This is a genomic window from Pseudomonas entomophila, assembly GCF_018417595.1.
In the GTDB taxonomy this organism is placed as follows: domain Bacteria; phylum Pseudomonadota; class Gammaproteobacteria; order Pseudomonadales; family Pseudomonadaceae; genus Aquipseudomonas; species Aquipseudomonas entomophila_C.
This window is the reverse complement of the sequence record NZ_CP070982.1, coordinates 565,349-589,363: the sequence shown is the minus strand read 5'-3', so window position 1 is coordinate 589,363 and position 24,015 is coordinate 565,349. Positions and strand designations below refer to the sequence as shown.

Here is a 24,015-nt window from a genome sequence, read left to right as displayed (position 1 = left end):
ACCATGCGCCCCAACGAATAGCGGTGCGCCTGCCGTCCGCTGGTCTTTCCACACGAAGAATAAGAATCGAGGTCATTTTTCAATGCTCGAAGCACTCAACGATTTCCTTTCGGGGAAACTGCTCATCGTGCTGATCGTCGGACTCGGCGGTTACTTCACCATCCGTTCGCGGTTCGTCCAGTTCCGCCACTTCGGCCACATGTTCGGTGTCTTCAAGGAATCCCTTCGCGGCCAGGCAGGCCAACTGAGCTCGTTCCAGGCCCTGATGCTGAGCCTCGCCGGCCGTGTCGGCGCCGGTAACATCGCCGGTGTCGGTATCGCCGTGACCCTCGGCGGCCCAGGCGCCGTGTTCTGGATGTGGGTCACCGCGCTGGTGGGCATGTCCAGCAGCTTCTTCGAGTGCACCCTGGCCCAGGTCTACAAGCGCGCCGACGGCGACGGCCTGTACCGTGGCGGCCCGGCGTACTACATCCAGCACGGCCTGAAGCTGAAAAGCATGGCCATCGTGTTCTCGATCCTGCTGCTGGTCACCTACGGCTTCGCCTTCATCGGCCTGCAGTCGTACACCGTGACCCACTCGCTGCAGAACGCCTTTGCCTTCGACCCCAAACACACCGGTATCGTCCTGGCGGCCCTGCTGGCCCTGACCTTCATCGGCGGTATCAAGCGCATCGCCGCAGTGTCCGACCTGCTGGTTCCGGTCAAGACCCTGGCCTACATCGGCGTGACCCTGTACGTGATCGGCACCCAGATCGAACACGTGCCGGCCATGCTGGAGACCATCTTCAAGAGCGCCTTCGGCCTCGACCCTGCGTTCGGCGGCCTGCTTGGCAGCGCCATCGTCATGGGCGTGAAGCGTGGCGTGTTCGCCAACGAAGCAGGCCTGGGCAGCGCGCCGAACGTCGCCGCCGTGGCCGCCGTGAAACACCCGGGCGCCCAGGGCGTGGTCCAGGCCTTCAGCGTGTTCCTCGATACCTTCGTGATCTGCACCTGCACCGCGCTGCTGATCCTGCTGTCGGGCTTCTACACCCCTGGTTTCGAAGGTGACGGCATCGTCCTGACCCAGAACTCGCTGGCCGCCGTGGTCGGTGACTGGGGCCGCCTGTTCGTCAGCGTCGCGCTGTCGCTGTTCGTCTTCACCTGCATCCTCTACAACTACTACCTGGGCGAGAACAGCCTGCAGTTCCTCAGCCGCAACCGCGTCGTGCTGATGATCTTCCGCGGCCTGGTGCTGGCGCTGGTGGTGTGGGGTTCGACGCAGGACCTGTCGACCGTGTTCGCCTTCGCCGACATCACCATGACCTGCCTGGCCTTCGTCAACCTGATCGCCCTGGCCATGCTGTTCAAGGTCGGCCTGCGCGTGATGCGCGACTACGACGAGCAGCGCAAGGCGGGCGTCCAGCAGCCGGTGTTCGACTCCAGCAAGTTCACCGACCTGGACCTGGACCGTGCCGCCTGGCCGGCCAATCCGCAGGCTGAAACAGCCACTGACAAAGCCGCCGCCCAGGCGCACGCTCAGCGCTGATATTCTCCCCTGCCCCAGCCGCCCCGTCCGTGGGCGGCTGACCCTTTCTTTGTCTTCGGGCCCTATCGCCCTACAGGGGATTGCCTCACCCCAGGCATGCTTTGCACCTGTAGGAGCCGGCTTGCCGGCGATAAGGCCTGACATCGCTACGGAATGTTTCCATGCGTGTAGTCAAGAATCTTCTCGTCCTTTACACCGGCGGTACCATCGGCATGTTGCAGACCGCCGAAGGCCTCGCGCCGGCCGGTGGCTTCGAAGCGCGCATGCGTGACCACTTCGCCGCCTGCGGCGATGCGCCGACGCTGCAATGGTCGCTGCGTGAGCTGAACCCGCTGATCGACAGCGCCAACATGCAACAGGCCAACTGGCTGGCGATGCGCGACGCCATCGTCGAGGCCGTCGAACACGACGGCCATGACGGCGTGCTGGTGCTGCACGGCACCGACACCCTGGCCTACAGCGCCGCAGCCCTGTCGTTCCTGTTGCTGGGCCTGCCGGTGCCGGTGCTGCTGACCGGTTCCATGCTGCCAGCCGGTGCGCCGGACAGCGACGCCTGGGCCAACCTGGTCGGCGCCCTGAATCTGTTCGAAAGCGGCCTGGAAGACGGCGTGCAGCTGTACTTCCACGGCCAGCTGCTGCACGGCTGCCGCGCCTCGAAGCTGCGCAGCGAGGCGTTCGACGCCTTCACCGTGCTGCCCCGCCATCGTGAGGGCGAGCGCGCGCCTGAGCTACCTACCCGCCTGGACTACCGCCAGCCGCGCCAGCCGGTCAAGCTGGCGGTCATGCCGGTGTTCCCTGGCCTTGCCGCCGAGCACCTGCGTGGCCTGTTCGACAGTGGCATCCAGGGCTTGGTACTGGAGTGCTACGGCAGTGGCACCGGGCCGTCCGACGACCAGGCACTGCTCGACGTGCTGCACGATGCCCGCCAGGGTGGCGTGATGATCGTCGCCATCAGCCAATGCCCGGAAGGCTCGGTGGTGTTCGACACCTACGCGGCCGGCAGCCGCTTGCGTGACACCGGGCTGGTCAGCGGGGGTGGCATGACCCGTGAGGCGGCGCTGGGCAAACTGTTTGCACTGCTGGGCGCAGGGTTGGACGTACAAGCGGCGGAGCATTGGTTCGCCCTGGACCTGTGTGGCGAACGCGCTTAGGTAGGGCGTTCGCCAAAGGAGCCGTGTCGTCTATCAGACCGAGCGCCGCGCGGGCGGCGCTCGATCTTGAAAGCGCTGCAAGGCTGTCGCCCAGCAACTGACCACCCTCAGAAAAAAATGGCGGAAGGCAGCGGGAGTCGAACCTGCCCGGGAACGGCTGCCGTCCCCAACCGGGTTTGAAGCCCGGCCGCGCCACCGGGCGCGATTGCCTTCCTTGAAATCAGGGCCCGCGTTGCGGCTGGGCCAGAGCGCTGTCGACGCGGATATGACGCAGGTCACCGACCCGTCGGGTCAAACCAACGCGGTCGAAGTACTCGAGAATCTGCACAGTGCGCTTGCGACCGATGGCCAAACCATCGCGAAACGCCGCGACCTGCACTATCGGCGATGTCTCGGCCTGACGCAACAGCAGCTCTGCCATGCGCTTGAGCGTCGTCTCCGGGTAAAACAGGTCGCGCACCACCTGGTGCACCAGGCCCAACCGGGCCAGCTTGCGCAACAACAGGCGCACGTCAGCTTCGTCGCAGCCCTCCTCGCCGGCCAGGGTCCGTACCCAGGGTGGATCGAACTCACCTGCCAGCAGGCGCGGCAATAGTCGTTCCCACAACGCCGTATCCGCGTCGCTCAACTGGACCCGGTGATCCGGCAGGTGCAGCCATGGGCCACTGCTGCTGATCGCGCCGTCACCCAGCAACTCATCCAACAGGCTGACAAACGCGGGGCGCTCCAACGGCAATGCGGTAAAGCGGCGCAGCCGATCACGGTCCGGGCCAAGCTGATCAGGCTCCTGTTCATGGAACTGCGCCAGACGCTCCAGCACCTGTTGCTTGAGCGCCTGCCACTGTACGCGGTCGAACAACAGCTGACCTTGACGCGTGGCAATCACCAATACCGTATCCGGCAACTGCCAGGTCTCGCGCAGGCAATTGAACTGACGCTCCAAGCGCTGGGGCTCGAGACCGCCGGGGGCCGCCTCCAGCAGGGCGGGCAGCGCCTGTTCAAGGTTGTCGGCTTGGCGCAACACCTGCAACTGGCGCAAGCGCGCCTCGCTGCGCCGCTGCCGGCTTGGTGCGAATGGGTCGAGCACGCGGCCACCACCCAGCGTGCGCTGGGCGCGCTGATCGCGCAGCACCAGACGATCTCCATGCACCGCCTGCAACGGTGCATTGAGCAGCAGTTGGGCGAACATGCGCTGGCCAGCCCCGAGCCGTTCCCCTTCGAGCAGCGCGACCCGGGCAGTGACATCCTGGGTCCCCAGGTGCACGTGCACCGCGCTGAAATGCTCGAACACGCGGGTTTCTCCCGCCAGCAAGGCGAGGTCGATATCGACCCGCACGCTGGGTGCATGCAACCACTCAGGCAGCAGCCAATCGCCACGATGCACCTGTTCGGCCGAGAGCTTTTCCGCGCTGATATTCAATGCCACCCGCTGCCCGGCCTCGGCCACCAATGCCGCCTGGTTCTGCGCGTGCAGGCCACGCACCCGCACCGGTTTGCCAGCCTTGCCCAACAGCAAGGTGTCGCCGACGCTGACTTGCCCGGCCAACGCCGTGCCGGTCACCACCACCCCTGCCCCGGCAACCGCGAAGGCTCGGTCCACGGCCAGGCGGAAACCGCCGCGCACGCTGCGTTGACGAACGTGCGCCTCGGCCGCCAGCAAGGCCTCGCGCAAAGCGCCGATCCCCTCGCCGGACAGGCTCGAAACCGGAAATTGCCTGGCCCCGGCGTATGACCCCGCCGCGAGCAGTTTGCTGACCTGGGCCTGGACTTCGATCAACCGCGCCGGCTCGACCCGGTCACACTTGCTGATGACCACCAGCGCCTGGGGAATACCCAACAGTTCGATGATCGACAGGTGTTCGCGGGTCTGCGGCATCACCCCGTCGTCAGCGGCCACCACCAGCAGCACCAGGTCGATGCCATGGGCGCCGGCGAGCATGTTGTGGATAAAACGCTCGTGGCCGGGCACATCGATGAACCCCGTCAACGGCGCGCCTTCTTCCAGCGCCGCATAGCGGTAGCCGAGGTCGATGGTCATGCCCCGGGCACGTTCCTCCTGGCGCGTATCGCCGGCCTGACCGGTCAGGGCCTGGAGCAGCGCGGTCTTGCCATGGTCGATGTGGCCGGCGGTACCGACGATCACTGCACCGGCCCCAGTTGCAACGCCGGCAGTTGCGCCAGCCATTGCGCCTCGTCATCCAGCTGGCGCAGGTCGAGCCACAGCGCGTCGTCATCGATGCGGCCGAGCACCGGCACCGGCAGGTCGCGCAATGCCCGTTCCAGTACATGCAGGCTACGGCCGCGCAACTTCTTCGACACGTGCGGACGCAGGCACAAGGCCGCGCTTGGCAAGCGCGCCACGGGCTGGCTGCCGCTACCGATCATGCCCAGGGCCAATTCGACGCGAACCTCCCACTGTGCACCCAGTCGAGCGGCCAGCTCAGGCGCCAGGCGTTCGGCCTGGGCAGCGATTTCTGCCTGGGGCCGGGTGAGCAGGCGCAGGCTTGGCAGGCGCTCGGCCAGTCGATCAGGGTTGCGGTACAGCGCCAGCACGGCTTCAAGTGCCGCGAGGGTGATCTTGTCCACCCGCAAGGCACGCTTGAGCGGGTTTTTCTTGATCTTCGCGATCAAGTCCTTGCGCCCGACGATGATCCCCGCCTGCGGCCCGCCGAGCAGTTTGTCGCCGCTGAAGGTGACGATGTCGGCGCCGTCGGCCAGCGCCTGGCGCACGGTCGGCTCGGCCGGCAGGCCCCAGCGGGTCAGGTCGAGCAAACTGCCGCTGCCCAGGTCCTCGAGCAGCGGCAGGTCATGTTCATGGGCGATGCGCGCCAGCTCGGCGGTGGGCACCTGGGTGGTGAAGCCCTGGATGCTGTAGTTGCTGCAGTGCACGCGCATCAGCAGGCCGGTGCGCGGGTTGATCGCACCCTCGTAGTCGCGGGCATGGGTGCGGTTGGTGGTGCCGATCTCGTGCAGCTTCACGCCGGCGCGGGCCATGATGTCGGGGATGCGGAAGGCGCCGCCGATCTCGATCAGCTCGCCGCGGGAGATGATCCCCTCCTTGCGCGCGCCCAGGCTGTTGAGCGCCAGCAGCACGGCGGCGGCGTTGTTGTTGACCACGGTGACGGCCTCGGCGCCGGTCAGCTCGCGGATCAGGCCCTCGATCAGGTCGTCGCGGTCACCGCGCTTGCCGGTGTTCAAGTCGAATTCAAGGTTGAGCGGATAGCGGGCGGCGGTCTGCATCGCTTCCACCGCCTCTTCGGGCAGCAGTGCTCGGCCGAGGTTGGTGTGCAGTACGGTACCGGTGAGGTTGAAGACGCGGCGCACCTGGCTGCGTTGCTGGAGGGCCAGGCGCTCGCCGGCGCGGCCCAGGAGCACATCGGCGGCCAGTTCGGCAGTACTCAGTTGACCGAGGCGAGCAGGCTCGCGCAGGTCGTCGAGCAGTTGACGCAGGGTGGCCAGCACCGCGTCGCGGCCGTGGCGGTCGACCAGTGGGGCGCAGACCGGATGGCGCAGGAGGGTGTCGATGGAAGGTAGGCGTGGGGTATCGCTGACGAGGCTTGAAGACATTCAGGTACTACCTTGAACTGATCCGTTGTCCTTTCTGGCCCATTCGCGGGTAAACCCGCTCCCACAGATACAGCACCGGCCATGATGCCAGCACACTTCCTGTGGGAGCGGGTTTACCCACGAAAAGGGCGGCTCGGTACTGCAGTGTAGTCACTCACTCCCCACCCGGCGCCAGCAGCAGGTTGGGCGCCAGCCGATGGAAACCCTCCTCGTCCAAACGCATGTCCAACGCCAGGCTCGCCAGGTCATCGGCCAGCGGCTCGGCTGCGGCGTCGTTCTCCAGGTAGCACTGCTTGAGATAGCTCTCGCACCCCGGGCAGCACTCGGCGCGCAGCGGCGCCTTGCCCGGTGCATGTCGGTCATCGTCGAGGTTGGTGTAGCGCAAATCCTTGCTCGACTCGCAGTACACGCACTTGACCCGCACCACGTGCCATTCACAGGCACACAGCGAACAGGCCAGGTAACGCAGGCCATTGTGCTTGCCACGGTTGCGCACCACCCCGGCCATGGCCGGCGATCCGCAGGCCGGGCACTGGGCCAGGCTGCCCGCAGGCTTGAGCTCGGGCGCAGGCAAGGCCAGCAGCCAGCTGGACCACGCCGCCTGCAACGCGGCACCGATGAAGGGCACCAACGCCGCTGGCAGCGCATCGTACTGGCCACCGAGCAGGGCAATAGCCCAGCCCTTGCGCTGGGCATCGTCGCTGCCACGCAACGCATCCAGCGCCTCGGCCAGTGGCCCGTCGGGTTCGGTCTCGAAGTGCTCGATCAACGCCTGCAACCAGCCAAGCCAAGGCCCTTCACGCACCAGGCTGTCGGCCGCCAGGGGCGGCAAACCATGACTTATACACAGGCGCTGGCGCTCTTCGGCCACTGGCAAGCCAGCAGGCGGGTTATCCACAAGCCGCTGCTGAATCCGGCACAGCCGGGCCATCAGCCGCAGGTAGTCCCCCAGGGCGTTGCCCTCGGCCAGGTGCTCCAGCCGCGCGGCGCGCACCTCGAAGAGGTTGGCGGGGGGCAGGTGCAGGAACGGCGGCATCACCGCCGACGCTTCGATCTGCCCGGGTTCGAGTATCGTGCTCAAACGGTCATCCTTCTTTTCCACCGTGGTTGTGTGGCGTCTTGTCGCCGGTCACTTCCCGGTACCACAGTTCATGGTGCTTGCGCGCCCAGGCGCGGCTCACCCAGCCATGCAGCATCGCGCCAATCGAGCCCTTGATCCAGATCCCGGCATAGATATGCACGATGATGCTGAGGATCAGCACGAACGCCGCCAGGGCATGCAGCAGCGCGGACAGGCGAATGACCTCGATGCCGAACCAATGGCTGAAGTACGCGCGCCAGATCACCACGCCGCTGACCAGCAGCACCAGCATGCACGCCAGCAAGGTCCAGAACAGCAGCTTCTGCCCGGCGTTGTACTTGCCGATCGGCGGCACGCCCTCTTCCTTGTTCAGCATCACCCGGTCGATGCGGCGCAGCCACAGGCGGTCGTTGGCGGTGATGAAGTTGGCGCGCCAGAAGCGCAGCACCAGCCCGAGGAAGAACACGAACATGCCCACACCGATGAACGGGTGCAGGATCCGCGTCCATGGCCCGCCGCCGAACAGGTGGCTGAGCCAGAACAACGCCGGGTGGAACAGCGCCAGCCCTGACAGCCCGGCCAGCACGAACAGGATCGCTACGATCCAGTGGTTGCTCCGCTCGTTGGCGTTGTAGCGCAGGATGGGTTTGTTGTCGTTCATGGCCGCTGCTCCCCCTGCCCGCCCGGGCGGTTCGGATCATAGACATGTACTGCGGGGTCGACCTGATGCACGCTGCTGTCCACAGGTGCCGGGTGTTCGTCCTCCTCGACCCGCTGCGGGCCCACGCGCACGTAGTGGAAGAACCCGGCCAGCACCGCCGCGCCCATGGCCAGCAGCGCCAGCGGTTTGCTGAAGCCCTTCCACAACCCCACCAGCGGGCTGATCACCGGTTGATCCGGCAGGCCGGCGTAGATCCGTGGCGTGTCGGCATGGTGCAGCACATACATCACGTGGGTGCCGCCCACCCCGTCCGGGTCGTACAGCCCGGCCTTGTCGTAGCCCCGCGACTTCAGGTCGACGATACGCTCGTCGGCATGCACCTTCATCTCCTCCTTGCTGCCGAAGACGATCGCCCCGGTCGGGCAGGTCTTCACGCAGGCCGGCTCCAGGCCCACGGTCACGCGGTCGGAACACAGGGTGCACTTGTACGCCTTGTGGTCCTTCTGCGAGATGCGCGGGATGTTGAACGGGCAGCCGGTGATGCAGTAGCCGCAACCGATACAATGGTCCTGGTTGAAGTCGACGATGCCGTTGGCGTGCTTGATGATCGCCCCCGGGCTCGGGCAGGCCTTCAGGCAGCCTGGTTCGGCGCAGTGCATGCAGCCGTCCTTGCGGATCAGCCACTCCAGGTTGCCATCGTCGCGCTCGTGCTCGGTGAAGCGCATCAGGGTCCAGGTCTCGGCGCTGAGGTCCTGGGGGTTGTCGTAGGTACCGTGGTTGTGGCCAACCTCGTCACGCAGTTCGTTCCACTCCGAGCACGCCACCTGGCAGGCCTTGCAGCCGATGCACTTGGTGGTGTCGATCAGCTTGGCGACTTCCTGCTGCTGGCGTACCGAGGGCGGCACGGTGGTGGTGGCCGAGCGGGCGATGATGTCTTGGCTGGCCATCAGAGTTTCTCCACTTTGACGAGGAACGACTTGGACTCCGGCGTCTGGGTGTTGCCATCACCGAGGAACGGCACCAGGGTGTTGGTGAGGTAGCCGTGCCGCGTGCTGCCGGTGAAGCCCCAGTGCAACGGGATGCCAATCTGGTGCACGGTCTGGTTGTTGACCTGCAGCGGGCGGATCCGCTTGGTCACCACCGCCACCGCGTCGATATGCCCGCGCTTGCTGGACACCCGCACCCGGTCGCCGGCCTTGATGCCTTTCTCGTTGGCCAGCACCTCGCCGATCTCGACGAACTGCTCGGGCTGGGCGATGGCGTTGAGCCGGCAATGCTTGCTCCAGAAGTGGAAGTGCTCGGTCAGCCGGTAGGTGGTCGCCGCATGGGGGAACTCGTCATGCGTGCCCAGGGTGTCCCACACCGAATCGAAGATCCGCCCGGCCGGGTTGCTGATGGCCTTCTTGTTCTGCGGATGCAGCGGGTTGATGCCGATGGGTGTCTCGAACGGCTCGTAGTGCTCGGGGAACGGCCCTTCGGCCATCTTGTCGACGGCGAAGAACCGCGCCACGCCCTCGGGGTTCATGATGAACGGGTTCATCCCCGCTTCGGGCGGCGAATCGGCCTTGAAGTCCGGCACGTCGGTGCCGGTCCAGGCCTTGCCGTTCCACCACACCAGGCGCTTCTTCTCCGGGTCCCACGGCTTGCCTTGCGGATCGCTGGAGGCACGGTTGTAGAGAATCCGCCGGTTGGCCGGCCAGGCCCAGGCCCAGTTCTGAATCTGGTGCATGCCGTACGGGTCGCTGTTGTCGCGCCGGGCCATCTGGTTGCCCTGCTCGGTCCAGCTGCCGGCGAAGATCCAGCAGCCGGACGCGGTGCTGCCGTCGTCCTTCATCTGGGCGAAGCCGGCCAGTTGCTGGCCGGCCTTGAGGGTGGCACCGGTGGCATCGGTGAGGTCGCTGACCGCCCAGCCGTTCATCTCCTTGGCCAGCTCCTCCGGCGAAGGCTCTTCCGGGACCTTGTACGGCCAGCTGAGGTTGAGCATCGGGTCGGGGTAGGCGCCGCCTTCGGCCTGGTAGCGCTTGCGCAGGCGCAGGAACAGCTCGCTCATGATATGCACGTCGGTGCGGGTCTCGCCCGGGCCGTCGGCGCCCTTCCAGTGCCACTGCAGCCAGCGGCTGCTGTTGACCAGCGAGCCGTCTTCCTCAGCGAAGCAGGTGGTGGGCAGGCGGATCACCTCGGTCTGGATGTTGGCCGTGTCGACGTCATTGAACGCGCCAGCGTTGCGCCAGAACTCGGAAGTCTCGGTGGCCAGCGGGTCCATGATCACCAGCCACTTGAGCTTGGCCAGGGCCGCGGTGACGCGGTTCTTGTCCGGCAGCGCGGCGATCGGGTTGAAGCCTTGGCACATGTAGCCGTTGACCTTGCCCTGGCCCATCATCTCGAACATGCGCAGCACGTCGTAGGCCGGCACGTCGAGCTTGGGCAGCCAATCGTAACCCCAGTTGTTCTGTGCCGTGGCGTTGGCGCCATACCAGGCCTTCATCAGGCTGACATGGAACTTGCCGTAGTTCTGCCAGTACGACAGCTGCCCCGGCCGCAGTGGCTTGGAGGCGCGCTTGTCGATATAGGCGGCGTAGTCCTGCTCGGCGTCGCCGGCCAGGGTGAGGTAGCCCGGCAGCGAGTTCGACAGCAGCCCCAGGTCGGTCAGGCCCTGGATGTTGGAGTGCCCGCGCAAGGCGTTGACCCCGCCACCCGGCATGCCGACGTTGCCCAGCAGCAACTGCACCATCGCTGCGCTGCGGATGATCTGCGCACCGATGGAGTGCTGGGTCCAGCCCAGGGCGTAGAGGATCGTCATGGTCTTGCCCGGCACCGAGCAGGTGGCGATCTCTTCCCAGATCTTCATCATCTGGTCCTGGGGCATGCCGCAGGTCATGCTCGCCAGCTCAGGCGTGTAGCGGCTGTAGTGCTGCTTCATCAGCTGGTAGACGCAACGCGGGTGCTGCAGCGTCGGGTCGACCTTCGCATAGCCGTCCTCGCCCAGCTCGTAGCCCCAGCCGGACTTGTCGGCGTAGGTGCGCTTGGCCGCGTCGTAGCCGCTGAACAGCCCATCCTCGAAGCCATAGTTCGCTTTGACGATGAACGACACGTCGGTGTAGTTGCGCACGTACTCGTGCTGGATCTTGTCGTTGCTCAGCAGGTAGTTGATCAGCCCGCCCATGAAGGCGATGTCGCTGCCGGTGCGAATCGGCGCGTAATAATCAGCCACGGAAGCGGTACGGGTGAACCGCGGGTCGACCACGATCAGCCGCGCCTTGTTGTGCGCCTTGGCTTCGGTCACCCACTTGAAGCCGCACGGGTGCGCTTCAGCGGCGTTGCCGCCCATCACCAGGACCAGGTTTGCGTTGGCGATGTCAGACCAGTGATTGGTCATCGCGCCACGGCCATACGTCGGGGCAAGACTTGCCACCGTCGGGCCGTGTCAGACACGCGCCTGGTTATCGAACCCCAGCATGCCCAGCGAGCGGATCACCTTGTGCGTCATGTAGCCCGCTTCGCTGGAAGCGGCGGACGCGGCGAGGAAGCCGGTGGTGAGCCAGCGGTTGACCGTCTGGCCCTGGGCGTTCTTCTCGATGAAATTGGCGTCGCGGTCCTGTTTCATCAGGTCGGCGACGCGGTCGAGGGCTTCGTCCCATTCGATGCGGGTCCACTCGTTGCTGCCCGGCTTGCGCACCTCGGGGTACTTGAGGCGGCTGGGGCTGTGGATAAAGTCCAGCAGGCCGGCGCCTTTCGGGCACAGGGTGCCGCGGTTGACCGGATGGTCCGCGTCGCCCTCGATGTGGATGATGTTCTGTTTGACGTTTTTACCCGCGTCCCCCTGGCTGTACATGATCAGGCCGCAGCCGACCGAACAGTAGGGGCAGGTGTTACGGGTTTCTTTTGTATGCGCCAGCTTGAAGTGGCGCACCTGCTCGGCGAACGCGGGTGTCGGGGCCATGCCCAACGCCGCGAGGCTCGAGCCTCCAAGGCCGACGGCGGCGACCTTGAAGAATTGCCGACGGTTGAGGTCCATCGTGCACTCCTGATCAGGTTCGGGCGCGCGGGACATGGCCGGCGCCTCAGGGACTTCACGGTGGCGGCAGGCAGACGCCGCCAACGGTTAAGACTAGTCAAGAAATCGGGAAGTGGGATGACCTGGGTCAAGGGACAAGAACGTTCAGTGCTGGCCAGCACCATACAGCGGTTTGCCAGATGGCGGGGTTACAAAATCACAGGAACGAACGGCAACCGATTGCGCTTGGAATCGTGGCGCCGTGAAAGCGGCGTACCCATCACTTGATCCATCAATGAGCACGAAGCATGGATGCCACCGAGGCAATGAGAGTCGTCATCATCTTGAGCGTGATGCTAATCGGCTTCACCTTGACAAGGTGCACGTTGCACTTGCTCAAAGTGCAGCTATCAAAGTTCATGGAAATGCAACTGACAATCACGCTACCCACCCTTGTTGCAGCGTATGCCTCCAACCGTTGGTCGTATGCAGCTGCTGCTCTTTCAGGATGGGTCGACTAGCCGCACGAGCGTCAAGCGGTGCTGGAGGCTCCCCATGGGAGCCGCTTGCACGCGAATGTGAGGGTGAGTCCTGCGGCGCACTCTGGGGTAAACCCGCAGCCACAGGGCACGGGCCAACCTCAGCTGGCCACACCACTCTTCGGCCCACTGGCAATCAACGCCGCGCCGCAAGCGGTCTTGTGCCCGTCGAGGGCCACCGGCGTGCCGTCGACGTTATAGGTGGCGCTGCCCTCGACAATCGGGAACACGCCCTTGCACAGCGGGCAGCTGACCATGTGCCCGACGCCGGCGATGGGCTTGCCGTTGACGTTGGTATTGCCGAAGGAGCCGAGCACCTTGCCACCGTGGGTGGTGGAATCGCCAAGGCGGATGATGTCTTTCATGGGGTGAACTCCGTGTCAGAGGGGAGGCGTCGCTGCCGATGGTGAAAGCCTAACATAGCGCAGTGGATCGAAGGCCATAGGCCATCAATCCGTTTGGCATCCCGAGGGGCCATCAGGAGACCGTGAATTTCACCACGGTGCCAGCGGCCATCCCCTTCATCTGCTGTGCGATGCAGCCCCGGTAGCGCATACCCTCGATGGCATCGCCCGTGCGCAGGTTCTCCACCGCGAATGCACCGCCGAAGGCAAACCCCGTGATGGGCAGCAAGCGCTGGCCCTGGGCCAAGGGACCGTGCAGCGCTTGCCAGGCATTCGCCAGGGGCCATCCGGTCAGGAACTTGTAATCGGCCAGGATTTCCGCGGCCCAGCCCTCCAGGTCATCGGCCAGGTATTCGAACTTGCCGGTCTCCGGCTCGAACGTGTGCACCTGGCCCTGGCGCAGGCAGAACTGCACGCCGAACACGTCTTCGGCGAAAAACAGCACTGGCGCTTCCTCCAACTCAGGGAATTCAAAGCGCCACAGCTCCGGGGCATTCCACTGTTGCAGGCTGGACTCGCTACCCGGCGCGGTCGCTCCTGTGGCAAACACATGCAACGCGCTTTCAAACGCATAGAAACCATTGCGCCGCAACAGCAGGCTTTCCAACTCATCGGCCCTCGTGCCTGCCAAGTCCCGGCTTCGTGCATCGAGCGTGTCGGGCAGGGCCAGGGGCTCGCCTGAGATCGACAACAGTTTTTCCAGGCGGGGCATCTGAGTATCCGTCAATTCAACGCTCCTTCGTTGTGCAGCCTCAGCGTCTGCATCCTTGTAAACCTGTCACTCATCAAACAATGCCCCTCACAAGCCATATCTGGGCAGAAGCACTTCGGCTTGTGGATATTCCTCGATAAAGCTATCGCTGCGCAGGAAGGCATGCAGTACATCACCTTTTGCCACCTGTTCCAGCAGTGCAGCCGCGCCGCTGTCATCATGGCTGTTGAAAAGCCGCCCTAACAGAATCAGCGGCCATTCGCGCTCGCTGGAAGCCTCCATCAGCGCTTCGAAACCGGCGGCCAGCCGCGCTGCATATTGCTGGGGCGGTGCTTGGTCGAGCACCCGCATCACTGATTCCTGCACACCATGGTCGTGCGCATTGCCAAAGGTCCCCAGCAGCACATCGATGACGTCATCGCTGAGGCAGTGCGTTACCGCCTCCACCATTGCGAGAAACATTTGGCAGTCCGCCTGGTTTTCGTAACGGTCGAGTGACTCAAGTTGCATTTTCCATTGCTCGAAGATTGCCTGATCCAACCGCTCTTTCCCCCTTCTGGCCTTTGTGATGGCCTACAGCTTCGCCAGACACCTCAAGGCCTTGCGATGGTGCACTCCCTTCAAGGTAATCTGTGAGGCCTGGACGAAAAGCCCAGATCGATTCACTATCAATCCGCACCCTCTCATTCCCGGACTGTACACCTAGACTGAAGATCTACGCGCCCACCCCTCTTGTTCACCGCGGAGTATATATACCTCACTCAACCTGAGCCCTTCTGGAGATTCAACAAACACATATTTGAACCGTTTTTTCAACCCTTTATCACGAAGCGTTTCAACACTCACCCCCTTGCCCTCAGGGGTCAATGTATCCGCAAGAATTTCTTGCTCATACTCGGGCGGCCGACCGGTCCCAAGCGTATCCATCTTTGCTTTACCAAAATCAGCAACCGCTCGTTCAGTAAGAAATGTATCGAAGATCGCGGCCAGTTCTTCTCTCACCCCCTTGTTGATCTGATCACGAAAATCTGAGTGTTCCTTATAATCCGAGCTTCGCTTTTTGGAGTTCAGTGAAACCTCCCAAGCCAGCATGGCCTCAAGAAAGCCCTTCAACGTGTCTACTGCCGACATGTAAATTCCTCACTAACATGGACAATCGGCCAAAGCCATGATGTTGCCCACCACCGGCAGCGCGCCAGCCACGGTCTCGATCCGTTCGAGGGTGACGTAGCCAGCGCTGAGCGATTGCAGCCAGGCGTCGAAAGCGGCGGCGCCATGGCCGACGTCCTTGGCGTCGATGGTGTTGAGCGGGGCGACGGCAACCTGAGGTTCGCGTTTCTTGGCGTCGGTCATGCCAGCACCTCGACGTTCAAGCGGTGATGGCATTCCCGATGACACGACTATCCTGCCGAGTGCTCAGACGAAGAGATACGAAACTCAAAAAAGACGTGAATGACACCTTGCTAGACGTTGTGCCACGACATCCTGTCCTCATGAACGTAACTGGCCGCTCCTGCAACCAGTGCTTGACCACCCAGCGTTGAAGTCGTGCATACAAGGTAGAAATCGATCGTGGGCCGCTATTCACTGCCCACGACAGGTAGCACATTAGCTATCTGCGGGCTCACTCCTCGAACCAGACATCTTCGTAGCCTTCCCGGTCGATGATGAACTTGCTTCCCTCAGGCAGGTACAGATAGTTCACCACCTCGGGCAGTTCTTCGTGTAAGTGCCGCGTGTGGATGACCTGGTAAAAGTCATCCTCCTCAGAGTACTCACCGCAATAAAAGAACCAACTTACCCTGCCACCTTCCGGACACTCGATACGCACACCATAGATAGGGCTTTCCTTGAGCCTGTCCAAAGCAATCGCCACACGATCTTCCGGTGCCTTCGGCGATACCTCGTAGCGTTTGCATACTTCAGCCTGCTCGCGGCTGGGCGGGGCTTCGTGGTAGTTGTATATCATGGCGCTGCGGGCTTCCTATACCTGCGAGTAACACCGCAAGGGCGATCACTGTCAAACCGCCCTGCAGCACGCCCACAGCGTGAGACCAATAATGGTGAGCTCACCCAAAAAGTATAAATTAACTATCCAACCACCAGTTCAACAACGTCTCGTCATCTTCGTCCTCGAAATTCTTGTAGATATTAGCGTAATACCACTGAATACCCGTCCTTTCGGTGAATCCGTCGAAGACTTCCTCAAGTCTGTCCATACCGTTTCGCGCGGGCACACTCAACGCCAAGTTCCCTTCGTGAACACCATCAAGTGTCCCCCCCAACAAAGCATTTACATCACGCTCGAGGGAAGTGATGTCTTTATCGGGAATGTGGTCTGCATAGATCTGGATGCAAAAATTACCACCTCGCTTCAACACCTGGGCAGGCGTATTAGGATCGATGATCGAGACCAGGTCTCCCTTGGCCAGGTTCAGTGCCAGGCCTGGGGAGGACAACAGCTCATAGGTACTCGGCCCTTTCTGGAGAGCAGGGAGCTCCTCGTAGACAGGACCATCGTCGTCCGCCACGAACACCTTGATTAGTACGGTCTGTTCGCTATCGCCCATAAGGTGCTCCACAGCTTCCTCGTTCAACACATGACATTCCTTCTTTAACGTAACCACTGTTGCCTGCACTCAAGTTACATGAAGCCCCTTCCAGGTCGGTGTTGACCGGCGCCAGGTTGCCCCCTTTGGAGGTCGGTACGTTCTTATGGCCAAGGTGCATATCGTCCGGGTTGGTGGAGGTGTGTCCACAACGCCAGCAAGTGTAGACCCCACCCGAGTTGGCCTTAGCCTTCTGGATCAGTTTCTTGCGGCAAGCTGCTTGACCTTGTCGCGTGCCGCCACCCTTCTTGCTCGCTTTCATTTGCGCGGGTGTCGCACCATCACCATCTCGTTTCGCGTACTGGGAAGGTGGTCTTTTCCTTTTAGCTAATCCAAGAGGGTCGACCCATTCCACGGGGTTTGGCGCATAGGCAAACAGGTTCAACCCGCCCGCAAAGCCAATAGGATCCTGACTGATGAATCGACCTACTCGGGGATCATAGTATCGATTGAGGTTGTAATACAGGCCCGTTTCCTGATCGTGATACTGCCCCTGGAAACGAATCGGATTTGTCAGCCCCTGCTGGATGGCCCACGTCGAGCGCTCCTCCTTGACCTCGCCCCACGCCTTGTATTGGCCAGCCCATGCCATTTCACCATTGTGATCGGTAAGCTCCATCGGCGTACCAAGGTGATCACAGTGGTACCAGGCAAGTACATCAATCGGATTTGGCTTTGTTTCGTACTGCCACAGGGGGTCCGCATCGAAGTCATAGTCGCGTTGACTCCAGTCAGGGATCTTGTGCAGGCGCACAGGGCTCTTGCGGACGGCCTGAGCCACAGGGACAAAACCGTCGGGTTCATACAGGTAGTGAACTGTACGGCCTGTGTCACCTTCATCCTGCGGCGGTGAGCTTTCCCATGCGAGTGTGTCGCCGTCCCAACCGTACAGCGTAAACCCACAACCCAAGTCGCGCTGACGCTTCGCCCTTTGCATCTGGTTCCAACCGCTACCGGCACGTGGGTCATCTTGATAGTGAGCTGCGGAGTGTTTGTGCAAACGCCGCCCCAACGCGTCATAGGCAAATTCGACACTGACCTTTTCATCATCGTAGCGGGTCAGGCGATCAAACAAATCCCATTGCAATCGAGCGCGCTCACCATTGCGCAGTCGCTGGGTCAGGTTACCTCGCTCATCGTATGTATAGTGAGTACCGGCGTATTCACGCAGCAGGTTGTCCATCAGCTTGTTGCGTCGAGGATCACCTTCCAGCGGACGATTCAGTTGCTGGGTCTTTTCGTCGAGCAAGTTACCAGCAGGGTCGAAGGCGAACGTTTCCACACCCAGTCGGCTGGTCGCCTGCAAAAGTCTTCCTACCGGATCGTATTGATATGCCAAATGTCCACGGCGGGTATCATGGACATCTGTTAACTGACCAACAGCGTCGTAACGATATTCACGCTTGAGCAGTGTCGTCCCGCCATCATCACGTCCAAGCAACTGCCCCTGAAGGCGGCCAGCAGCATCCCAAGCCTGGGTCTGCACCAGCTTATTACCCTGATGTCGAACGACTTCACGGTGCAAGTCGTCTCGCTCATAGGCAATCAATTCATGCTGGTCCAGTTTCATGCCCAGCAAGTGGCCACTGCCGTAGGTCAACCAGCTGAGCTTGTGGCCATCGGGCCTAATCGTCGCCACACGCTCGTTCAGTACATCGTATTCGTGCTGCCACACTGCAACCATCGGTGTTCCACTGGCCAGATAGAACTGGTGTTCGCGGGTCACATTGCCTGCTGCATCGTGGAACCATTGCAGCTTGCTCGCACCATTGATGGCTTGGATAAGACTGCCGTTGCCATCATAGGAGAAACTCTCCTCTTGATGCTGCTCCCCCAAATGGGCACTGCGGGATAAAAGCCTTCCAACCGCGTCGAATTCAAGATCGATTCGACGCTGCCCCATCTCAGTGCAGGTCAGCCGCCCAGTGTTCGAATCATAGTGATAACGGGTAATCAGACCATCAAAACCCGTTTCCTGTAGAAGCCTTCCCACAGGGTCGTACAGGAACTGAGCCTTGCTTTCGTTCTCATTTTCAAGACCCACCAGCCGTCCTAGTTTGTCCCAACGATAGCGCAGGGTATGCTCGGCGGCATCGACACGTTCCGCTAGCAAGCCCGCTGCGTTGTAGGACCAGGTCGTGCAACGATCAAGTGCATCGACATGAGCCTGAAGGCGCCCCTCGGCATCGTGCTCGAAACGCTCGTCCGTCTTGTCCGGGTGAATGATCCTGGAGACCTCGCCTCCTTTGTATTCGTAGGCCGTTTCGTAGCCTGCAGCATCAGTGAACAATACGAGCTGACCTAACGTGTTGTAGGCCCATTGGCTGGTCTTTCCGGAACAATCCGTGTACTCGACCAGTTGTCCTGCATCGTTATAAGCAAGTTTCTTCTCATTGCCGTTCGCATCTTTGATTGCTTTAACCAAACCCGACGGGGTATGGGAAAACTCAGTCTTGTTGCCCAGCGGATCAATTGTCTCGCTGAGATTTCCCTTCAGATCATAATGGCGTTCCCATACACCGCCTTCCGCGTCACGGATGCGAATCGGACGGCGCCGGTCATCATAGGCGTAATGCACTTGGCTGTGATCAGCACGAACGTGCACAAGCATGTTGCCCTGCTCGTCATAGCTGAATCGATCTTCACTGCCATCAGGATGAACATGACGCTCAAGCTTCTTTCGTTCGTCCCGGAACAACCATTCAGAACGCTCATCCGGATGCCGGACGCGATACAAGTAACCGAGAATATCGTAGTAGTACCAAGTCTCTTGGCCATGGGCGTCGGTAACGTAGGTGAGACGAATGTGCTCGTCCCACTCCAGTCGCGTGTCAAAACTGCCGTCATCAGCCCATTCGCGAATCGCCTTGGCATGAGCATGACTGCCATCCCACTCGAGATTCATGCCACGACCGGTGCGATCGGTATATCGAGTTACCAGATGACTCTGATATTGGTAGTGCCAAGCCGCGCCATGCTCATCTTGCGCGGCAATCAGGTCTCCCTGGTCGTCATAGTGGTAAGCACACAATTGTCGTAGTGGCTGGCCATCACGCATCTCCCACAAACCAGTGATGTGTCCCTGCCCATCGATCAGCGTGCCCAAGTGCCGGTGAATCTGTGAGATATCGTCTTGGAAGGAGATGATGTCCGACAGTACTGGACGCCCATCATGATGGTGCTCGTAATGCAGCATGCAACCAGCACCATTCTGCAAAGTAATTTTCTGCAGGTAGTAGCAACCGCCAACACAGAGGTAGTGCTCGCGCCGCTCGAAGCCCCGACTGATGACCAATTCATGCTCACTGATACGAGTCAGCAGCAAGTCTTCAATTGCGTTGAAAACAGCCTTGCCGATCTTGGGCAAAGTAAATTCATGGCTGCGGCCATCTCGATCCAGAAACACCACTCCTTTACCTACTACATCAAGGCGCGTGGTAAAACTGGTGACCCAGCGGGCCCCCAAATTTCCTTGGTCGTATTCGGCCAATCGTGAGTGATAGACCCTCTGCCATTCGATGGGAAATGCCCCAGGAAGGTTGAAGTCAGTGTGGATGATGAACTCCGAGCCTAGGGCGAAGCTGATCCGACTGCCCGTGTTGTCTTCTGGCTCCGCAGGGCAATTGCAACTCAAAGGACTGGTCGCATTGAGTGGAGGATGCTGTGAGCTACTTGTACCTAACTCCCCTTTAGTCTTCGCACGTTCGACCCGCGTAGTGGTCCCCGGCTTGCTCACCCCCGGCTGCCCGTTCTTGTTGCGCTTGCGGAAGCCCTTCACCGCCCCGCCCAGCACTGTCAACATCCAGCCGATGCTCATCTGCGTGGCAGGGTCCGCCAGCTTGGCAAACTGTCGGGCCATCTCCGGTCCCAGCGCGCGTAGTTGACTGGTGTTGGCCAAGACCTTGGCTTTGATCTGATCCGGCAGCAGCTTGCTGGTGGCACTGTTGGCCAGCCCCTTGCCTGCCGCCTTGTAGGCGCTGTGCACCGCACCGAAGAAGTTGCTGAATGCGGCCTTGGGGTCGTTGAGCAGTTTGTCGGCGGCAGCCGACATCTGCTTGCCCGCCTTGTCGCGATCGCCCTTGGCATCCAACTGGCCCTTGACCACTTTCTCAAGGCCAGTGGCGATCTCGTTGGTCATCTTGGTGCCTAGCGCACCGGCGTCGGCGAGGATGCTAGCGATCTTCGGTTGGGCCTTGGCCACGAAATCGTCGATGGTCCCGGCAATGGTCGCGTTGAGGTGACCGATCAGCACCTGGATCAGCGAATCGCCCAGCAGCATCTTGGCGCTGTTGCGCAGCTCCTGGCGCACCAGGAACAGGGTCGGGCGCAGGCTCATGCGCGCCGCGGCCATGGTCGGTGGCGCCGGCAGCACGCCGATCAGGTTGATGCCCAGGCTCACCCAGTCGAGCAACTGGCGGTTCTTGCTCTTGACCAGGGTCACCACGTCGCCCAAGGCATCGACCAGGGCCATGATATTGCCCACCACCGGCAGCGCGCCGGCTACGGTCTTGATGCGTTCGAGGGTGACGTAGCCGCCGCTGACCGACTGCAGCCAGGCGTCGAAGGCGGCGGCGCCACGGCCGACGTCCTTGGCGTCGATGGTGTTGAGCGGGGCGACGGCGACCTGGGCTTCGCGTTTCTTGGCGTCGGTCATGCCAGCACCTCATGGCTCAGCAGGCCCTTGCCTGGATTGGTGGGGGCGCTGAGCTTGGGCAGGCTCGGCAGTTGCTTGAGGGCGCTGGCGGCCTTGAGCGTGGGCGCCGCGCCGGGCACCACGTTGCTGGCCAGCTGGGCCATGGCGCCGGTGTCGCCGCCGACAGCGGCCTTGACCTGTTGCGCCTTCTGCAAAGCAGCCTGGCCGCTTTTCGCCAGTTGCAGGCCCGTGCCGGCCAGGGCCTTGCCCTGTTCCAGCAGGCCGTTGCCGCCGGGGCCCATCAGGCCCTGGGCCATCGATTTTCCTTGTGCCATCGCGTTCTGCATCAGTCCCTTGCCTTTGTCCATGCCTTGTTGCATTGCCGACATCCCCTTAGCTAGCAATCCGCCTTCACCTTTTGCACTGCTAAGCACCTCGCCAACTTCCGCCATCTGCGCGGCAGACGGTTCTCCCAGTCCCGCCTGTGCAGGCCAGGCAGAGGCACCAAAGTGGCTGCCATCGGCCCAGGTATCAGCAGGGTCGAGGCCAAAGTCGACCCACAGTGGCCCAACGGCGGCCCCTGCTGCCTGGTTGAAACCTTTGCTATCCAAACTGCCCTTGATCGACTTGCCCAGGGCGTCGATCACGTCGTAGTCGCCGGTCTTCACGCCCTTGCTGTTGGCGTACTGGTACAGCAGCTCCAGGTCGCCCTTGCCGGGTTTCGGCGGTTCGGGGAAGGTGCCGGCCTTGCTGGCGGCGCCGATATGGGCGAACTGCGCCGCATGGGCGGTGTAGTTGGCGCTGGTGACATGGGTGATGCCGCCAGCGTTGTAGGTGGTGGCGCTGCCGCCGCCCTGGATCACCAGCTCGGTCTTGGCGGTGAGCACGATGCGGTCGGCGTTGGCGGTGATGTCCAGCTTGGCCAGCAGGTTGATGTTGTCCTTGAGGGCGCGGATGTCGATGTCGCCGGAGGCCGACACCAGTTTCCAGCCCAGGCTCTGCACGAACAGGCGCATGCCCTGGCTGGCGCTGGCCAGCAGGCGCTTGCCGACGGACATGCTGGTGTGGCCGGTGCTGCTCAGCGCCAGGTGCTCGCCGGTGGTGATGTGGTTGGGGCCGGGGGTGGTCAGGGCGATGCCGGCCGGGCTCGACAGCACCAGGTGCGGCTGGGCGAATTCGGGGAACTCGTTGGCGCTCTGGTTGACCGGGCCGCTGCCGAGGATGCCCTGGTGCTGTTCGTGCAGGCGCTTGGCCACGGCGTCCTGGTCGCCGGGCTCCTGGGCCTGCATCTGCTTGGCCAGTTCCGCCAGGCTGTCCTGCTGCTCGCTGGCGGTGGCCAGGCGTTCGGCGGTTTCGGGCAGGTCCTTGTGGTGCTTGGCTTCGTTGGCGCGGGGTTCGGTGGTGATCAGCAGGCCACCGGCTGCGCGCACGGCGCCGTGGCGATCGGTGCGCAGCTCGAAGCCTTCGCCACGGGGGGCGCCGCCGCTCGGGCGTGGGTGCGTCAGGTAGCCGAGGTTCAGCGCACTGGCGCCGTGGTCGCTGCGCAGGGCGATGCTGATTTCGCTGGTGGTGTCGTCGATGCGCAGTTCGTTGTTGCGGCTGCCCTTGTATTCCTTGCTCTTGATCGTAGCGAGGGTTTTCAGGTCGGGCAGCTTGTAGTGCGGCATGTTCACGCCGTGGTACAGGCAGCCGGTCACCAGGGGCTGGTCGGGGTCGCCTTCGAGGAAGCTGACCAGCACTTCCATACCGACCCGGGGCAGCTGCAGGCTGGCGATGCCCTGCCCGGCCCAGCCGGAGGCCACGCGCATCCACACGCTGGACTTGTCGTCCGAGCGGCCTTCGCGGTCCCAGAAGAACTGCACCTTGATACGGCCGTATTCGTCGCAGTAGATCTCCTCGCCGGCCGGGCCGCTGACCACCGCGCGCTGGGTGCCGAGGATGCGCGGCTTGGGGTGTTCGAGCGGCGGGCGGTAGGTGGCGTCCCACGGGGTGGCGCTGAAGAAATTGCGGTAGCCCTGCTGGAAGCCGTCGTACTTGGCGTCGACGTCGCTGGTGATGGCTTCTTCCAGCACCTGGGGCTGGCGGCCCTGGTGGTGCACCTCGGTGAGCAGCCAGAGGTCGTTCCAGGCGGCGTTGGGGTGCGCGCTCAGGGTCAGGAAGTGCCCGCTGGCCAGCAACGGCTGGTCGCTGCGCCCTTCGGCCAGGCGGAAGTCGCTGCGGTGGCGCTCCAGGGCGCGGGTGGCCAGGTGCTTGCCGCGGGCGCGGTCGAGGAAGCGCCCGGGGTAGTCGTAGTCTTCGAGCTCCGGCTCGGCGTGGCTGACTGACTCGCCTTCGAGCTGGATCAGCGGTTTCTTGAAGTCGTAGTCGCGGCGGGTGACGCTGCTGGTGCGGGTTTCCACGCGCAGGCCGAAGCGCTTGATCATCGGCGTGTCGGCCACCAGCCCGGCGTCCTGCTGGTAGGCCACCGGGGCCAGCTTGCGGAACACCGTCTGGTCGTCGCCGAACACCAGTTGGTGGCCCTCGGCGCTGTGACGGAAGTGGTAGTGGATGCCCTCTTCTTCGCACAGGCGCTGGACGAACTGCAGGTTGGACTCGTCGTACTGCACGCAGTACTCACGCTCCGGGTACACGGCGCCCAGCTGGAACTGGTAGGCATTGGCGAGGATGCCGTGCTCTTCCAGTACCTGGGCGATGATCTTCGGCACGCTCAGCTGCTGGAACATGCGTTGGTTGATGCGGTGGGCCAGGTAGGCCAGTTGCGGGCGCAGGGTGACCTGGTAACGGGTCAGGCGCTTGCCCGCCTCGCCTTGCGCGGCGCGATAGATCAGGCCGTGCAGGCCGCGGCCGTCGTCACCGAGCTGGAGGAACGCGGGCTTGTGCAGCAGGCTTTCCAGGTCCCGCGAGGGGTGCTCGCTGACCAGTTCCAGGTCGATGGCGTACACCTGGCTGATGGCTTCGCTGCCGTCGAAGGCGAGTACCTGGAAGTCGTGCTCCAGGCCGTCGATGTGCAAGCTGAAATGGGTCTGGTCGGCGGCGGCAAACATCCTTGTTCCTCTTTACTGGGTGGTGGAACGTCCTCGGGATCGAGCGCCGCTCACGCGGCGCATCGCGGATAAATCCGCTCCTACAGGCAGGCAGT

At 62.7% G+C, this 24,015-nt stretch carries 18 protein-coding genes and 1 tRNA gene; 3 read left to right on the top strand and 16 right to left on the bottom strand.

What is annotated here, in order from left to right:
* The first annotated feature begins 82 nt into the window (after positions 1 to 82).
* Both JYG34_RS02620 and JYG34_RS02615 read left to right on the top strand, forming a co-directional pair.
* A complete protein-coding gene (locus JYG34_RS02620) occupies positions 83 to 1,525 on the top strand; it encodes an alanine/glycine:cation symporter family protein (protein WP_213659356.1) in 1,443 nt (480 codons plus the stop codon).
* Between the two features lie 161 nt (positions 1,526 to 1,686).
* The gene (locus JYG34_RS02615) at positions 1,687 to 2,676 is read left to right on the top strand and encodes an asparaginase (protein WP_213659355.1); all 990 of its coding nucleotides are present in this window, start codon (positions 1,687 to 1,689) and stop codon (positions 2,674 to 2,676) included.
* A gap of 118 nt (positions 2,677 to 2,794) precedes the next feature.
* Here the strand turns inward: JYG34_RS02615 and JYG34_RS02610 are convergent.
* From JYG34_RS02610 to fdnG, 7 genes are all read right to left on the bottom strand, one after another.
* Positions 2,795 to 2,890, bottom strand: a tRNA-Sec gene (locus JYG34_RS02610).
* A 6-nt stretch (positions 2,891 to 2,896) separates the two neighbouring features.
* Positions 2,897 to 4,819 carry a selenocysteine-specific translation elongation factor gene (gene selB, locus JYG34_RS02605; protein WP_213661099.1) on the bottom strand — a complete coding sequence of 641 codons (1,923 nt, stop codon included), beginning with the start codon at positions 4,817 to 4,819 and terminating at the stop codon, positions 2,897 to 2,899.
* Positions 4,816 to 6,243, bottom strand: a complete 1,428-nt coding sequence (gene selA, locus JYG34_RS02600) for an L-seryl-tRNA(Sec) selenium transferase (protein WP_213659354.1) — start codon at positions 6,241 to 6,243, stop codon at positions 4,816 to 4,818. The genes selB and selA overlap by 4 nt, the downstream gene beginning before the upstream one ends.
* 154 nt (positions 6,244 to 6,397) lie before the next feature.
* Complete coding sequence (gene fdhE / locus JYG34_RS02595; protein WP_213659353.1) at positions 6,398 to 7,324, bottom strand: formate dehydrogenase accessory protein FdhE; 927 nt, start codon at positions 7,322 to 7,324, stop codon at positions 6,398 to 6,400.
* A 4-nt stretch (positions 7,325 to 7,328) separates the two neighbouring features.
* Positions 7,329 to 7,985 carry a formate dehydrogenase subunit gamma gene (locus JYG34_RS02590; RefSeq protein WP_213659352.1) on the bottom strand — a complete coding sequence of 219 codons (657 nt, stop codon included), beginning with the start codon at positions 7,983 to 7,985 and terminating at the stop codon, positions 7,329 to 7,331.
* Complete coding sequence (gene fdxH / locus JYG34_RS02585) at positions 7,982 to 8,932, bottom strand: formate dehydrogenase subunit beta (RefSeq protein WP_213659351.1); 951 nt, start codon at positions 8,930 to 8,932, stop codon at positions 7,982 to 7,984. Before fdxH ends, JYG34_RS02590 begins: the two co-directional genes overlap by 4 nt.
* The gene (gene fdnG / locus JYG34_RS02580; protein ID WP_213659350.1) at positions 8,932 to 12,000 is read right to left on the bottom strand and encodes a formate dehydrogenase-N subunit alpha; all 3,069 of its coding nucleotides are present in this window, start codon (positions 11,998 to 12,000) and stop codon (positions 8,932 to 8,934) included. Before fdnG ends, fdxH begins: the two co-directional genes overlap by 1 nt.
* Positions 12,001 to 12,287: 287 nt before the next feature.
* Between fdnG and JYG34_RS02575 the strand changes: the two genes are divergently transcribed.
* Positions 12,288 to 12,500 (top strand): hypothetical protein, encoded by a 213-nt coding sequence (locus JYG34_RS02575; protein WP_213659349.1) that lies wholly within the window; start codon positions 12,288 to 12,290, stop codon positions 12,498 to 12,500.
* Between the two features lie 119 nt (positions 12,501 to 12,619).
* Here JYG34_RS02575 and JYG34_RS02570 read toward each other — a convergent pair whose 3' ends face one another.
* The 9 genes from JYG34_RS02570 to JYG34_RS02525 form a co-directional block, all read right to left on the bottom strand.
* Positions 12,620 to 12,883: a PAAR domain-containing protein gene (locus JYG34_RS02570; protein ID WP_011531938.1), complete on the bottom strand. Its 264-nt coding sequence runs from the start codon at positions 12,881 to 12,883 to the stop codon at positions 12,620 to 12,622.
* Positions 12,884 to 12,995: 112 nt separating this feature from the next.
* Positions 12,996 to 13,634, bottom strand: coding sequence for a DUF2625 family protein (locus tag JYG34_RS02565; RefSeq protein WP_249746206.1), 639 nt, complete (start codon positions 13,632 to 13,634; stop codon positions 12,996 to 12,998).
* 87 nt (positions 13,635 to 13,721) lie between these two features.
* On the bottom strand, positions 13,722 to 14,174 hold the full coding sequence (locus JYG34_RS02560; RefSeq protein WP_213659348.1) for a hypothetical protein: 453 nt from the start codon (positions 14,172 to 14,174) through the stop codon (positions 13,722 to 13,724).
* A 162-nt stretch (positions 14,175 to 14,336) separates the two neighbouring features.
* Entirely contained in the window at positions 14,337 to 14,765 is a 429-nt protein-coding gene (locus tag JYG34_RS02550) for an NTF2 fold immunity protein (protein WP_213659347.1), read from the bottom strand.
* Positions 14,766 to 14,777: 12 nt separating this feature from the next.
* Complete coding sequence (locus tag JYG34_RS02545) at positions 14,778 to 14,987, bottom strand: hypothetical protein (RefSeq protein ID WP_213659346.1); 210 nt, start codon at positions 14,985 to 14,987, stop codon at positions 14,778 to 14,780.
* A gap of 271 nt (positions 14,988 to 15,258) precedes the next feature.
* On the bottom strand, positions 15,259 to 15,603 hold the full coding sequence (locus tag JYG34_RS02540) for an immunity protein Imm33 domain-containing protein (RefSeq protein ID WP_213659345.1): 345 nt from the start codon (positions 15,601 to 15,603) through the stop codon (positions 15,259 to 15,261).
* 118 nt (positions 15,604 to 15,721) lie between these two features.
* Entirely contained in the window at positions 15,722 to 16,204 is a 483-nt protein-coding gene (locus JYG34_RS02535; RefSeq protein ID WP_213661097.1) for a DUF4265 domain-containing protein, read from the bottom strand.
* Positions 16,194 to 20,897 (bottom strand): RHS repeat-associated core domain-containing protein, encoded by a 4,704-nt coding sequence (locus JYG34_RS02530; protein WP_249746205.1) that lies wholly within the window; start codon positions 20,895 to 20,897, stop codon positions 16,194 to 16,196. Before JYG34_RS02530 ends, JYG34_RS02535 begins: the two co-directional genes overlap by 11 nt.
* Positions 20,894 to 23,920, bottom strand: a complete 3,027-nt coding sequence (locus tag JYG34_RS02525) for a type VI secretion system tip protein VgrG (RefSeq protein ID WP_213659344.1) — start codon at positions 23,918 to 23,920, stop codon at positions 20,894 to 20,896. The genes JYG34_RS02530 and JYG34_RS02525 overlap by 4 nt, the downstream gene beginning before the upstream one ends.
* Between the last annotated feature and the right edge of the window lie 95 nt (positions 23,921 to 24,015).